The 13,646-nt window shown below is 60.3% G+C and carries 10 protein-coding genes and 3 tRNA genes; 5 read left to right on the plus strand and 8 right to left on the minus strand.

Features of this window, described 5'->3' with window-relative positions; translation table 11 throughout:
• Positions 1-14: 14 nt before the first annotated feature.
• Positions 15-1,244: an FAD-binding protein gene (locus ACUIAI_RS06385; protein ID WP_445341890.1), complete on the minus strand. Its 1,230-nt coding sequence runs from the start codon at positions 1,242-1,244 to the stop codon at positions 15-17.
• A gap of 390 nt (positions 1,245-1,634) precedes the next feature.
• On the opposite strand from ACUIAI_RS06385, the gene ACUIAI_RS06390 reads away from it, so the two are divergent.
• The 5 genes from ACUIAI_RS06390 to ACUIAI_RS06410 all read left to right on the plus strand — a co-directional run bounded on the left by ACUIAI_RS06390 (position 1,635) and on the right by ACUIAI_RS06410 (position 8,993).
• Positions 1,635-2,690 (plus strand): uroporphyrinogen decarboxylase family protein, encoded by a 1,056-nt coding sequence (locus tag ACUIAI_RS06390; RefSeq protein WP_445341891.1) that lies wholly within the window; start codon positions 1,635-1,637, stop codon positions 2,688-2,690.
• 60 nt (positions 2,691-2,750) lie between these two features.
• A complete protein-coding gene (locus ACUIAI_RS06395; protein ID WP_445341892.1) occupies positions 2,751-3,941 on the plus strand; it encodes an ABC transporter substrate-binding protein in 1,191 nt (396 codons plus the stop codon).
• A 9-nt stretch (positions 3,942-3,950) separates the two neighbouring features.
• Positions 3,951-5,771, plus strand: coding sequence for an ABC transporter permease (locus ACUIAI_RS06400; protein ID WP_445341893.1), 1,821 nt, complete (start codon positions 3,951-3,953; stop codon positions 5,769-5,771).
• Positions 5,768-7,549, plus strand: coding sequence for an ATP-binding cassette domain-containing protein (locus ACUIAI_RS06405; protein WP_445341894.1), 1,782 nt, complete (start codon positions 5,768-5,770; stop codon positions 7,547-7,549). Before ACUIAI_RS06400 ends, ACUIAI_RS06405 begins: the two co-directional genes overlap by 4 nt.
• Before the next feature lie 112 nt (positions 7,550-7,661).
• A complete protein-coding gene (locus tag ACUIAI_RS06410) occupies positions 7,662-8,993 on the plus strand; it encodes an O-acetylhomoserine aminocarboxypropyltransferase/cysteine synthase family protein (protein ID WP_445341895.1) in 1,332 nt (443 codons plus the stop codon).
• Between the two features lie 142 nt (positions 8,994-9,135).
• Here the strand turns inward: ACUIAI_RS06410 and rpmG are convergent, their stop codons facing one another.
• The 7 genes from rpmG to nrdI form a co-directional block, all read right to left on the minus strand.
• Positions 9,136-9,303 carry a 50S ribosomal protein L33 gene (gene rpmG, locus ACUIAI_RS06415; protein ID WP_015022386.1) on the minus strand — a complete coding sequence of 56 codons (168 nt, stop codon included), beginning with the start codon at positions 9,301-9,303 and terminating at the stop codon, positions 9,136-9,138.
• A 46-nt stretch (positions 9,304-9,349) separates the two neighbouring features.
• Positions 9,350-9,423 (minus strand) — tRNA-Met (locus tag ACUIAI_RS06420).
• Between the two features lie 4 nt (positions 9,424-9,427).
• Positions 9,428-9,499: transfer RNA gene (locus tag ACUIAI_RS06425), tRNA-Thr, on the minus strand.
• A gap of 1 nt (position 9,500) precedes the next feature.
• Positions 9,501-9,582, minus strand: a tRNA-Tyr gene (locus tag ACUIAI_RS06430).
• A gap of 116 nt (positions 9,583-9,698) precedes the next feature.
• Positions 9,699-10,694 (minus strand): class 1b ribonucleoside-diphosphate reductase subunit beta, encoded by a 996-nt coding sequence (gene nrdF, locus ACUIAI_RS06435; protein ID WP_015022387.1) that lies wholly within the window; start codon positions 10,692-10,694, stop codon positions 9,699-9,701.
• Between the two features lie 170 nt (positions 10,695-10,864).
• A complete protein-coding gene (gene nrdE, locus ACUIAI_RS06440) occupies positions 10,865-13,060 on the minus strand; it encodes a class 1b ribonucleoside-diphosphate reductase subunit alpha (RefSeq protein ID WP_445341896.1) in 2,196 nt (731 codons plus the stop codon).
• Positions 13,061-13,111: 51 nt separating this feature from the next.
• On the minus strand, positions 13,112-13,609 hold the full coding sequence (nrdI, locus tag ACUIAI_RS06445) for a class Ib ribonucleoside-diphosphate reductase assembly flavoprotein NrdI (RefSeq protein WP_445341897.1): 498 nt from the start codon (positions 13,607-13,609) through the stop codon (positions 13,112-13,114).
• Positions 13,610-13,646: the final 37 nt, after the last annotated feature.

The following is a 13,646-nucleotide window of genomic DNA, read 5'->3' on the forward strand; positions in this document are numbered from 1 at the left end:
CGTGAATGTAAAGGCTACCAGGCCAGGTCAATACCCGGAGTAACGGGCTCGGGAATCAGATGGATGCCAAAGGCGGAATCAACGCCTTTCTGGATAGCACGGGCCAGGGCCACTATGTCGTCTGAGCCGGCACCTCCGCGATTGGTCAAGGCCAGCGTGTGCACGTCAGACAGTGCGGCAGCCGACCCCTGCTCCAAAGCGAAGCCCTTGTGGAAACCTGAATGATCGATCAGCCAGGCTGCTGAGGTCTTGACCAACGCCGAGTCTTCGACAGGATAGCGCGGGGCATCCGCCGGCAGGGCATCCGCGGCCTGGCGACTGATGATCGGATTGGTGAAGAAACTTCCGCAACCATGGCGGTCAAGCAGCACCCGTTCGCCCCTGGGGCCGTGAAGGTCATCCTGGACTGCCTCCAGAGCCTCTTCAAGGTCGGAAGTACGGCGGCATGATCCCATCCAATCAGTCAGGTACCGGTAGGGATCTTCCAGCATCCCCTTGCCTGCTCTGACAGTCAGAACCGCCTGGCGGATCCGTTCCAGAGGAAGCGTTGCTCCGGGCTCCACGCCCAGGACCTTAGCCAGCTGGGCGGAACCCACCTGAGCTGCCGACCCGTGTCGCAGGACCAGGGTGACCGAAAGAACCACGTAGCGCGGCGTCGGAAAGAACCGTGCATCGGGCACAGCCGGCGCCTGGTACATGGTCTGCTTGAGCAGGGAGGTCCTGTATCCGAAATCCAGATCCGAGGCCCGCAGATAGGCAGTTATTTTGTCCTGGCGGTCCCAGACCTCTACCGAGTCGACTAGGCGCCCGACCTCCTGGCCGTAGGCGCCGATGTTCTGGACCACCGAGGCCCCGACAGTCCCGGGGATGCCGGATAGACCCTCTACCCCGATCAGGTGCATGCGCACGCAGTAGGAGACCAGATCATCCCAGTTGGTCCCAGCCGTGGCGTTGATATGGACAACGGGGACGCCGCCCTCAGGCGGAGCCACCTCGTCAGGAACGCTGATGTCCTGACGGGTGTCACGTACAACCACGCCAGGAAAATCCTGGTCAGAGGCAAGCAGATTGGATCCTCCGCCGATCAGGCATAGGGGCAGCCCCTTGGAATCCGCGCCCTCCACAGCCTCGATCATGCCCACGCGGTTCCGGGGCTGGACGAAAGCGGCCATGCTCCCGCCTACACCCACTGTGGTGATATCAGCAAAGGTCGGAATAGTGTCTCTGGAGGATACGTCAGACATGCAATTCACTGTATCATCGTCCCCTTATGAGGGCCTCTTCCGGGCAGGAGCAATGCCGTGGCTGCCTACCATCCTTGGCAATAAGCGATCAGCCATAATCAGAGAGTGAAGCAAGACCGCATCCATACAGCTGTAAAGTCCGGTCTGACCCATCCTTATCAGGTTTTCCTATAGCTTTTGCAAGACCCGTGCAAGGCCAGGGGACGATTAGCGGCAATAGATATTACCTATATGCCAGGTCGTTGACCGGCCTGCTACCTGGAGGGTTTTATGTGACAAGAGCTTTGGAAAGAGGAATCTCCAAAGCCCGGTTTCCGGACGAAGGGTACCGGGAACACGTGGACACCTGATCGGGCGTCCATAGGACACGCACCAGGAAATGAGAATGCAATGACAGAAGACAGAAGAACCCAGTTCCACCAGATAGCCCATGGCCAGGGGAACCGAGCCTGGCTGACCTCCGCCTGGCAGCACCACATCGGACACGAATACGGTGCCGAGAATTTTGCCGCAGCCACCTTGGACTTCGTCCGCAAGTGGGATTGGGACTGGGTCAAGATCAATCCGCGGGCCATATATTATGCCGAGGTCTGGGACGCAGTCTACGACAAGGACCACTATGATTGGCTGGTCCCGCACACCGTCCGTACAGCCATCCAGGAGGCAGGGGACATCGCCCGCATCGACTACCGCGACCCCGAAACCAATAAGGTCCTCCAAGAACAGATCCAGGCCGCCAGGGCCATCCGAGACGGCCTGGAGGACCGAGCAGTCATCGACACGGTCTTCTCCCCGCTCTCGGTCCTCCTTCTGCTGGCTGATCTTCCCCTCTATCCCGATGGGCAGGGCTCTGTGCAAGAGGACGACAGGGATGTGAACAGACAGACTCTGATCTTCGACCAGCCCGAGGCGGCCAAGTCAGCGCTGGACAACATCGCCCGGACCCTTGCCGACTACGCAACCCTGCTGGTCAGCCCCAAGGAGCAAGGCGGGGCAGGCCTGGACGGCATCTTCTTCGCCGAAACGGGCCTGGCCAGCCATGGCTACTTCAACCAGACGCAACTGGAGGAATGGGCCAAGCCCTATGACCGGATCGTGATCCGGGCAGTCAGACAGGCCAATCCGGAAGCCCTGGTCCTGGTGCATACCTGCCGGGAGGATGCACACCCTGAAGAATTCACCGACCTGAATCCTAATTTTCTCCACTGGGATCAGTTCCGCCCTGGCAATCCTGAAATCAGCACCGACTTTCCTGCCGTACCCGTAGGCGGAGCCGACTTCGAACTCTTCAACCCAGGCGGCGACGTGAACCAGATCCGCGAGGAACTGGACCAGACCATCCAGGCCCGCCAAGGCCGTCCCTTCCTCCTGGCACCTTCATGCACCATCCCGACGCCTGCCGACGAGGAGGCCCTGCGCGTTCTGAGCGGAACCCGGGCCTCCTAGGAACTCTGAAACCACAAACAATCCCACCGACATCCACCGCCAAACCCCAAGGGAGACATCATGGCCATCACCTCAAAGCAGCACCATCAGCATCACAGCACCATCAGGGCAATGGTTGCCCTCATGATCACCATGGCCATGGCCGGGGCGCTGTCGGCCTGCGGATTGGGGGGCGACAAGGGCTCCTCCGCAGGATCGTCTGACCATGTGACCATTGCTGCCATTTACCCTAAGACCGGTCTCTACGCCGAGTACGGAAAGATGTTCCAGCAGGGCTTCGACCTGGCCAAGGACCAGATCAACAAGAAGGGCGGAATACAGGGCAAACGCCTGGACATCGATTACTACGACACTCAATCAGATGCCAAGCAGGATGCCGCTGTCGCCCCCAAGATCGCTGCCGACAAGTCGGTCATCGCCGTTGTGGGCGACTACTCTTCGCCAGCATCATCTGCTGCATCGCCCATCTTCCAGCAGGCCGGACTGGTCCATTACGGCTTCAATAACTCCTCCCCGGTGTTCACCAAATCCGGCGATCATGTCTGGACGCCCCAGATATCAGATAAGACCTACCAGGAAGTCAACGCCGAGGCGATATCCAAACGAGCGAAGAAGGTCTCCGTCGTCTATCTGGAAAACGACTGGGGGAAGGAATCATTCCAACACTTCAAAGACGCCGCTGACAAACAAGGGGTGCAGATCATTTACCAGTCCTCCTACCTGCCTGATTCCACTGATCTGACGCCAATACTGATTCCGGCCAAGAACGCTGGCCCTGATGCTGTGGTGGACATCGGCTACGGACCAGACGGGGCATTGGTTCTCAATACCCTCCGCGACAAGCTGGACTACAAGGGACCCTTCTTCGGCGGCCAGGAGACCAAGGAGTTCCTCTCCTTGACGGGGGCAAACTCCCAAGGAACCATCATCACCGGGACTTTCTCGGCAACCGGCACCAAGGATCCCAAGGCCAAGGCCTTCGTCAAGAGCTTCGAGGACCGGTACCACATCGTCCCCGGCAACTTCGAAGTCACGGCCTACCAGGCCATCATGGACCTGGCCCACGCGGGTGAAAAGACCAGCCCCACCAGGCAGGGCATTCAGGAGGCCTTGACCAAGGTCAAAGACTTCCCGCTCTATCAAGGCCAGGGCGGCACCTTCAAGTTCAATGCCAAAAACCGGCGGGCGGATGTGATCCAGCCCATCCTCCTTCAGGTGGATCAGGGCAAATTCAAACAGATCGAGAAGTAAGCAACGATCATGGTCGAGACGCTCTTTTCCGGATTCATCCACGGCGGCGTATACGCCCTGGCCGCCGTGGGCATGTCCCTGGTCTTCGGAGTGACCAATGTGGCCAACTTCGCACAAGGGTCACTGGTGGCGGTTGGCATGATGACGGCCTGGTGGGTGGGCTCCTCCCTGGGTTGGGGACTCATCCCCACCATTCTGGCCGTCGTTCTGGTCACAGGCCTTGTCGGCCTGGTCACCAACCTCCTGGTCATCACTCCGCTGGAAGGTAGACAACCAATCGCTGCTCTCTTGGGAACTGTGGGCGTAGGGCAGGTTCTGGATAACGGGATGCAGCTGATCTTCGGCTCCCAGACCAGGCCCTTTCCCCAGCTGCTGCCTACCCACAACCTGCATGCGCTGGGCATCAGCTTCGGCACCTCCGACCTGGTCATGGGTCTTGTCGCCCTGACCAGCATGGTTGCACTCTGGGCCTTCTTGACATACGGCAGGACCGGCCAGGCCATCAGGGCCACATCCCAGGATTCCCAGGCTGCATTGCAAATGGGAGTGCCGGTCACCTCCATTCGCACCATAGCTTTCGTCATCGGGTCGATTCTGGCGGGCATCGCAGGAATTTTCATCGGCCTGTTCAAGACGAACATCAACCCCATGGACGGCAGCACCATCGGCATGACAGCATTCGTGGCCGCTGCCATCGGCGGACTGGGCTCCATCCCCGGAGCCATCATCGGGGGCCTGGTGCTGGGTTTGGCTGAAGCCATCGGAGTAGGACTCTTCGGCGATGGCGTGCACGACCTGATCACCTTCGGCACCCTTCTGCTGGTTCTGATCCTCAAGCCCTCAGGATTCCTGGGGCGCAAGGCGGACATGGGCAAGGAGCCCATGACCGGAACCCTCCCGGAAGCCGCCAGACCCATCCGACTGCCGCTTTGGGCCAACCTCGGCCTTGCAGCAGCCGCTCTGGCCACTCCCTTCATTTTCTCCGACCACATGGCCGGCATCGGGACCCAGGTGACTATTTATGCCATTGCTGCAGTGGGTCTGACGCTGATCTCGGGCTCGGCCGGTCAGACCATCCTAGGACTGGCAGGACCTGTGGCCGTGGGAGCTTATGCCTCGGCCCTGCTGACCATGCGCATGCACTGGCCCTTCACCCTCTCCCTCCTAGCAGCGGCCATCATTGCCGCGCTTGCTGCATCCCTGCTGACATTCCCTGTATGGAAGCTCAGTGGCCACTATGTGGCTATCGCCACCATAGGGGTGGGAGCAGTCATGGTCGCCATCATCCGCATCTGTGAGCCTCTGACCAGAGGTTCCCTAGGTTTGCAGGGCATTCCCCTGCCGACCTTCCTGGGCAAGCCGCTCGACACCCAGCAGATGCAGTATTTGCTGGATCTGGTCATCCTTCTTCTGGTTCTTGCAGTGACCTCCCGGATCAGGTCCTCACATCTGGGCCACGTCTTCGAGGCCATCGGCGAAGACGGGCAAGCGGCCTGGTCCCTGGGGATCAGGACCGGGGCCTACAAAGCGCTGGCCTACGCCCTGGCATGCGGTTCTGCAGGTATCTCTGGGGCCCTGCTGGCGCACCAGTACACCTATATCGACCCGACCCTCTTCAACCCGACCATGTCGACCCTGATTCTGACCATCATCGTCCTGGGTGGCATGAAGTCCCCGACCGGAGCTGTGATCGGCTCCCTGATCCTGGTAGGGGCCCCTGAACTGCTGCGTATCCTGCCCGAGGTGAGAATCATGGCCTACGGACTCGTCCTGATCATCTTTATCATCTGCAGACCACAGGGTCTGTTCTCAATCAAAAGGAGGGCATGATGACGGGCAGCCGACACAATACCGAACCTGTACGCGACAGTCCCGATCAGCCCCTACTCAGCGTACGAAATCTGAGCAAGAGCTTCCAGGGACTGCAGGCAGTGGCCGACGTGAACATGGACCTGGCACCCGGCCAGGTGATAGGCATTATCGGCCCCAACGGATCAGGAAAGTCCACAACCATCAACCTGGTCTGCGGCTTTCTCAAGCCCGACTCGGGCCAGATCAGTCTGAGGGGACGCACCGTGACCGGCCTGCCCGCCACGGACATAGCCGAGCAGGGGGTGTCCCGCACCTTCCAGAACGGCAGGGTCTTTCCGACCATGAGCGTTGAAGAGAACGTGGCCGTAGGATTCCATAGGCGCCTGGAGGCCCGCAGGCCCTTTCGCCGTCTGGAGAAGTGGCCCATCCTGCGATGGATTCCCCTGCTGACGCAGACCTGGCTGACGCTGGTGCCCGGTCCCGCCTGCCGCAGGGAGGCGGTCGTGGAGCGCAAGGCCGTCCAGTCCGAGATCGACAGATTCAGCGAGCGCCTGGAAGAACACCGAACCCAGGCCGCCTACACACTCTCCTACGCCAACCGGCGACGCACAGAGATAGCCAGAGCACACGTCAGCTCCCCCGACATTCTGGTTTTGGACGAGCCCACGGCAGGAATGAACCAGTCGGAGACGGCCGAGGTGCTGCAACAGCTTCTGGAGCTCAAGGCCCACGGGCAGACCATGCTCCTGGTCGAGCATAAGATCGATCTGATCGAAGCGCTTTGCGACCAGGTCATCGCCATGGACGGCGGAAAGATCATCGCCTCCGGACCTCCCAGGCAGGTCAGTGCCGATCCTCGCGTCATCACCGCATATCTAGGCGACCGCAGACCCCGCAACGAGACCCCCATGAACGGGCAGGCGAATGTCCTGGCCCGGCAGAACGCCCTGGCCCCGGTCACCGCTGCAGAACAGGTCGATGGGCAGGATCACGGTAGTGCAGGAACCGGGCTAAAAGCCAAAACCAAGGCGCATAATGACAGTGAGGGGGAGCCAACCACCGAAGAGGATCGAACATTGCTCTCCCTGGATGCCATCGATGTGAGCTATGGCCCGGTCAAGGCCCTGGATCATGTCAGTCTGCGCATTCCCCAAGGCGGCATCATCTCCCTTCTGGGCGGCAATGCTTCGGGCAAGTCCACAACCATGAAGACCATTCTGGGCCTGCTCGCTCCAAAGAAGGGGACCATCCATTTGGATGGACGGGAAATCACCCACACCCCCACCAAGGACCGGGTCCGTTCCGGAATCGCCTCGGTCCCTGAGGCGAGAAGGGTCTTTGCGGCCATGAGCGTGGAGGAGAACCTGCGCATGGGCGCCTTCACCCAAAGGGAACGCAATCAGATTGAACAGGATCTGGATGCTATATATGAGCGGTTCCCACGCCTGGCTGAACGCCGCAGGCAGCAAGCCGGCACCCTCTCAGGAGGCGAGCAGCAGATGCTGGCCTTCGGCAGGGCCCTGATGAGCCATCCTCGGCTGATATGCATGGACGAACCAACCATGGGCCTCTCGCCCAAACTGGTCGACCAGGTACTGGAACAGATCGTCTCCCTTCGCGACCAGCTGGGCATCTCCATTCTTCTGGTCGAACAGCAGGCCGAGCTGGCCCTGTCCATCGCCGACTACGGGTACGTGCTGCAGAACGGCCTGATCCGTCTGGAGGGGCCTGCCCGAAAGCTCTTGAATGATGAACGTGTCCGCCAGGCATACCTGGGCAAGGCAACCTCCCGATAGCGGGCGATAAGGAACACCTATGAGCGGAGCCTTGCCCGGGACCATAAAAAACGATTCGATGGTGGGCTAGCGAAAGATTCACAACCGGACACAAGCATAGGAAGACACCCGCATGAGCAAAGGATTCGCAACAAAAGCCGTCCATGACGGCTATGACTGTCAAAGCCTGGGCGGAGGCGCGGCCAGCGTCCCTATCTACCAGTCGGCCGCCTTTGACATGATCACTGCCGACCGGGGAGACGCACTGGCCGCCGGCGAAATTCAAGGGTTCTCTTACTCACGCCTGGCCAACCCCACAGTCAAGGTCCTGGAGGATCGCCTGGCCAGCCTGGAGGGGGGCAAGGGGGCTGTGGCCATGGCCTCAGGGATGGCAGCCGTGTCGTCAGCCCTCATGTGCGCAGCCGAAGGCGGCGGGAGACTAATTTCCCCGGTCGATCTTTATGGGACCTCGGTGGATGCCATGAAGACCTTCTTTCCCAACTTCGGCATCGAAACGGATTTTGTGGACGACATCAACGACCTTGACGAGGTGGAATCCCTGATCCAGGACAACACCAGGGCCATCTTCGCTGAGTCCGTGGCCAATCCGTCCACAGCCATAGCCAACATTCCCGGCCTGGCCGACCTGGCCCATCGGCATGGGCTGGCTCTGATCATCGACAATACAGTGCCCACGCCGTACCTGCTCAACCCGATCGACTTCGGTGCCGACATCGTCGTCCATTCGACCACCAAGGGAATCAGCGGCCACGGCAACGCCCTGGGCGGGGTCATCGTGGATGCAGGACGGTTCGACTGGGGCAACGGCCGATTCCCGCAAATGAGCCAGCCCGAACTGATCATCAGCGACGAGCGGCACGGGTCCATGTTCAGCTTTCTTGATGCCTTCGGCAAGATGGCTTTCCTCCACAGGGTTCATACCAAATACCTGCACACCTTCGGGGCGGTCATGAGTCCTTTCACCGCCTACCTGCAACTGACCGGCCTTGAGACCCTGGCCCAGCGGGTCGCCGCCGAGGTAAAGACGGCAGCAATCCTGGCCCGCCACCTGCTGACCATTCCCCAGGTGGAACAGGTCAACTACTCGGGCATTCCCGAAGGTCGGCACCAAGGCGATGCGGACCAGCAGAACCGCCTGGCATCAACCCTGCTGCCCAAGGGCGTCGGCACGATCCTCTCCTTCAAGGTCAAAGGGGGCTATGAGCAGGTGAAGCGCATCGTGGACTCGGTGCATCTCATGAGCTACATGCCCAACATCGGCGACTGTCGCACCCTGATTGTGGACCCGGCCAGGATCACCCACAGGGAGGTTCCGGGCCCCTACCGTCTCAGTGCTGGTGTGGGCGACGACCTGATTCGGATCTCCGTAGGTCTGGAGAACCCGAATGACCTGGTCGCCGACCTGGATCAGGCCTTTGCAGCCGCCTACCCGAACACGCTCTAAAAGCGGCGTCCTCTACATCGCAAAACTCATTCTGCTCCCAACATATCCCCAGATAATACGGAGCAGACATATATGCAGAGTTGCATAAAGAAGAACCCGACCAAATGGTCGGGTCCTGATGAAGCCAAAAGATGGGAAGAACTCAGCGAGTCTCCCGGTGCAGGGTATGCTTGCCGCAACGGGGGCAGAACTTCTTGAGCTCCAGACGGTCAGGAGTGTTACGACGGTTCTTGGTCGTAATGTAATTACGCTCCTTGCACACGGTGCACGCCAGCGTAATGCCAGGACGGATATCTGCGGCTTTTGCCATGGTTCACCTCTATAGTCGTTGCACGACCGACGTATGTCGGCCACAGTAGCGAGGAAGAGACTCGAACTCTTGACCTTACGATTATGAGTCGTACGCTCTAGCCAGCTGAGCTACCCCGCCAGAGAGCCTCGGGTGAGAATCGGACTCACGACCTCTTCCTTACCAAGGAAGTGCTCTGCCACTGAGCTACCGAGGCGTGGCGGATAGAGGATTCGAACCTCTGAAGCATTACGCGGCTGATTTACAGTCAGCTCCCTTTGACCGCTTGGGAAATCCGCCATGTCGCACTAGAACCGGAGCTCCGTACGGCAACTTGCCTATAATGACATGTTTTTTCGTTTTCCGCAAGTCCCGCTCCGACATCGTGTCTTCCGTGTCAGAGCGGGACAGACAGGTCAGAAATCCCAGTCGTCGTCGTCCGTCTCCACGGCCTTGCCCATGACATAGGAGGAACCCGAGCCGGAGAAGAAGTCGTGGTTCTCGTCGGCGTTGGGGCTCAGCGAGGCGATGATGGCCGGATTCACGTCGGTGCTGTCCGAGGGGAAGAGTGCCGGATAGCCCAGGTTCATCAGCGCCTTGTTGCCGTTGTAGCGCAGGAACTTGGTGACGTCCTCCACCAGGCCCACCCCGGAGTACAGGCTCTCGGTGTATTCCACCTCGTTGTCGTACAGGTCGCCCAGGAGCTCGTAGGTGTAGTCGCTCATGGCCTGACGCTCGGAGTCGGAGACCTTGGCCAGCCCCTTCTGGTACTTGTAGCCGATGTAGTAGCCGTGCACGGCCTCATCACGGATGATCAGGCGAATCAGATCAGCCGTGTTGGTCAGCTTGGCATGGCTGGAGAAGTACATGGGCAGGTAGAAGCCCGAGTAGAAGAGGAAGGACTCCAGCAGGGTGGAGGCCACCTTGCGTTTCAGGGGATTGTCGCCCTCGTAGTAGTCCAGGACGATCTGGGCCTTGCGCTGGAGGAACTCGTTGTGCTCGCTCCACTCGAAGGCGGCGTCAATCTGTGGCGTGGAGGCCAGGGTGGAGAAGATGGAGGAGTAGGACTTGGCATGGACCGACTCCATAAAGGCGATGTTGGTGTAGACCGCCTCCTCATGGGGGGTCAGCGCATCCGGGATCAGGCTGACGGCGCCCACGGTCCCCTGGATGGTGTCCAGAAGGGTCAGACCGGTGAAGACCCGCATGGTCAGGGTGTGCTCCTCCTCGCTCATGGCCTGCCAGGAGGGCAGATCATTGCTGACGGGAACCTTCTCGGGCAGCCAGAAGTTGCCGGTCAGACGGTCCCAGACCTCCAGGTCCTTCTCGTCCTCCAGACGGTTCCAGTTGATGGCGGAGACCCGGTCGATCAGCTTCAGCGGCTGCCGGGGAATGGAAATGGGTGGGACCATGGTTGATTGCTCCTTGTTGGATAGGTTTTCGACAGTGCAAAGCGGATCATGACAGGACCGTCAGTCTACCGCATGGACGGACCCGACCTGTGGACGTGGATGCCAAAGGGTCGGCGCCGCCCTCAAAGACGGCACCGACCTTGGATTACATATGCCTTAGGACACGTGCCTTAAAGCATGCAGCTGACGCAGCCTTCGACCTCGGTGCCTTCCAGCGCCTGCTGGCGGATCCTGATGTAGTAGAGGGTCTTGATCCCCTTACGCCAAGCGTAGATCTGAGCCTTGTTCAGATCGCGGGTGGTGGCTGTGTCGGGGAAGAAGAGGGTCAAAGAGAGTCCCTGATCCACATGCTGAGTGGCCTCGGCATAGGTGTCCACGATCTTCTTCCAGCCGATCTCGTAGGCGTCCTCGAAGTAGTCCAGGTTCTCGTTGGTCATGTAGGGAGCCGGGTAGTAGACGCGCCCGATCTTGCCCTCCTTGCGGATCTCGATCTTGGAGGCGATCGGGTGGATGGAGCTGGTGGAGTGGTTGATGTAGGAGATGGACCCGGTCGGGGGGACGGCCTGGAGGTTCTGGTTGTAGATGCCGTCCTTGAGGATGGCCGCCTGGAGTTCCTTCCAGTCCTCAACCGTGGGAATGTGGACCTTGTACTGGTCGAAGAGGTCCTTGATCCGCTGGGTCCTGGGCTCCAGGGAACGGCTGCCCTCAGTGTACTTGTCGAAGTAGTTCCCCTGGCCGGCCGGCTTGGCATAGTCGGACTTGGCGAAGGAGGCGAAGGCCTTCCCCCGCTCCACGGCCAGGGCATGGGAGGCCCTGTAGGCGTGGTAGGCCACGGTCATGAAGTACATGTCGGTGAAGTCCAGCCCCTCCTCGGATCCGTAGTGAATGCCCTCGCGGGCCAGGAATCCATGGAGGTTCATCTGACCCAGGCCGATGGCATGGCCCTCGTCGTTGCCCCGCTTGATGGAGGGGACGGCCTCGATGTTGGTGTGGTCAGAGACGGAGGTCAGGGCACGGACCGAGGTTTCGACCGTGTCGGCCAGGCCGCCGTCCATGGCCTTGGCGATGTTGAGGGATCCCAGGTTGCATGAGATGTCCCGACCGATATGCTCATAGTTCAGGTTCTCGGAATAGGTGCTGGGCTCCTGGACCTGCAGGATCTCCGAGCAGAGGTTGGACATGGTGATCCGGCCGTCGATGGGGTTGGCCTTGTTGACCGTGTCCTCGAAGAGGATGTAAGGGTAGCCGGACTCGAACTGGATCTCGGCCAGGGTCATGAAGAAGTCGCGGGCGTCGATGTACTTCTTGTGGATCCGCTTGTCCTTGACCATCTCCTCATAGTGCTCGGTGATGGAGATGTCGGCGAAGGGCTTGCCATAGACCCGCTCCACGTCGTAGGGCGAGAAGAGAGCCATGGGCTCCTTGCGCTTGGCCAGCTCGAAGGTGATGTCGGGAATGACCACGCCCAGGGCCAGGGATTTGATGCGGATCTTCTCGTCCGCGTTCTCCCGCTTGGTGTCCAGGAAACGCATGATGTCAGGATGGTGGGCCGACAGGTAGACGGCGCCGGCACCCTGGCGGGCACCCAGCTGGTTGGCGTAGGAGAAGGAATCCTCCAGGAGCTTCATGACCGGGACCACGCCGCTGGACTGGTTCTCGATGTGCTTGATGGGTGCGCCCATCTCGCGCAGGTTGCTGAGCAGCAGGGCCACGCCGCCGCCCCTCTTGGACAGCTGCAGGGCGGCGTTGACGCCGCGGGAGATGGACTCCATGTTGTCCTCGATGCGCACCAGGAAGCAGGAGACCGGCTCGCCGCGCTGGGCCTTGCCCAGGTTCAGGAAGGTCGGGGTGGCGGGCTGGAAGCGGCCGGAGATGATCTCATCCGTGTACTTCATAGCTGCCTGCTCATCCCCGTCGGCCAGCTCCAGGGCCACGGCCACACAGCGCTGGGGGAAGTCCTCCAGGTAGCGCTTGCCATCGAAGGTTTTCAACGCATAGGAGGTATAGAACTTGAAGGCGCCCAGGAAGGTCTCGAACTCAAAGCCGCTCTCGGCCGCATGCTTGTAGATCCTGTCCAGGAACTCAGGGGTGTAGCTCTCGAAGACCTTCCGATCGTAGTACTCGTGATCCAGGAGGTAGGCAATCCTCTCGCCCGTGGAGGGGAAAGTCATGGTGTTGGGCCGTACGTGCCGGTCCATGTACTGGCGCTCGGCCTCGCGGTCCTTGTCGAACTGAATCCTTCCGTCCTTGTCGTACAGGTTCAGCATGGCGTTCAGGGCATGGTAGTCGTGAGCCGGATCGAAGGTCTCCTCATCCTCGGATGCGGTCCTATCCAGGGCCAGGGACGTGTCCTCGTTTGCTCCCATCGGGTGTCCTTTCATGAGTATTGCAGTGATAGTGCGTGTAATGAAATAGGCTCAGGACTCGGGGTGGTTGCGGAAGAAATCCACAACCCCGCTGCGGACCTTCTCCTGGTCCTCCTTGGTGCCCATGAGCTCGAAATAATAGAGGAAAGGCACATTGCACTTGCGGGAGATGATGTCCCCCGCCATGCAGAAGGCCTCCCCGAAGTTGGTGTTGCCCGAGGCGATGACCCCGCGGATGCCGGCCCGGTTGGCCGGGTCGTTCAGGAAGCGCTTTATCTGCGGCATGACCGCCTTCTTGGCTGATCCGCCCCCATAGGTGGGGACGATCAGGATGTAGGGCTGACGAATGTTGAGCGGCGGGTCCTTGGGCCTCAGAGGGATGCGGAAGACATCGATCCCCTCGTCATCCAAATGGCAGTTGGCGATGAACCGGGCGGTGTTGCGCGAGGCCGACGAGAAGTAGACCACGGCCCCCAGACGCTGACCCTGGGCGGCGAACTCGGGAGCGCTGAGCTCCGAATCAGCTCCGGCGGTCTGCTGTTGCTCCATGCTTCCTCCTGATCAGGCCATCCAGAGCCTGTCTTGA

This window comes from Bifidobacterium sp. ESL0827 (assembly GCF_052606685.1).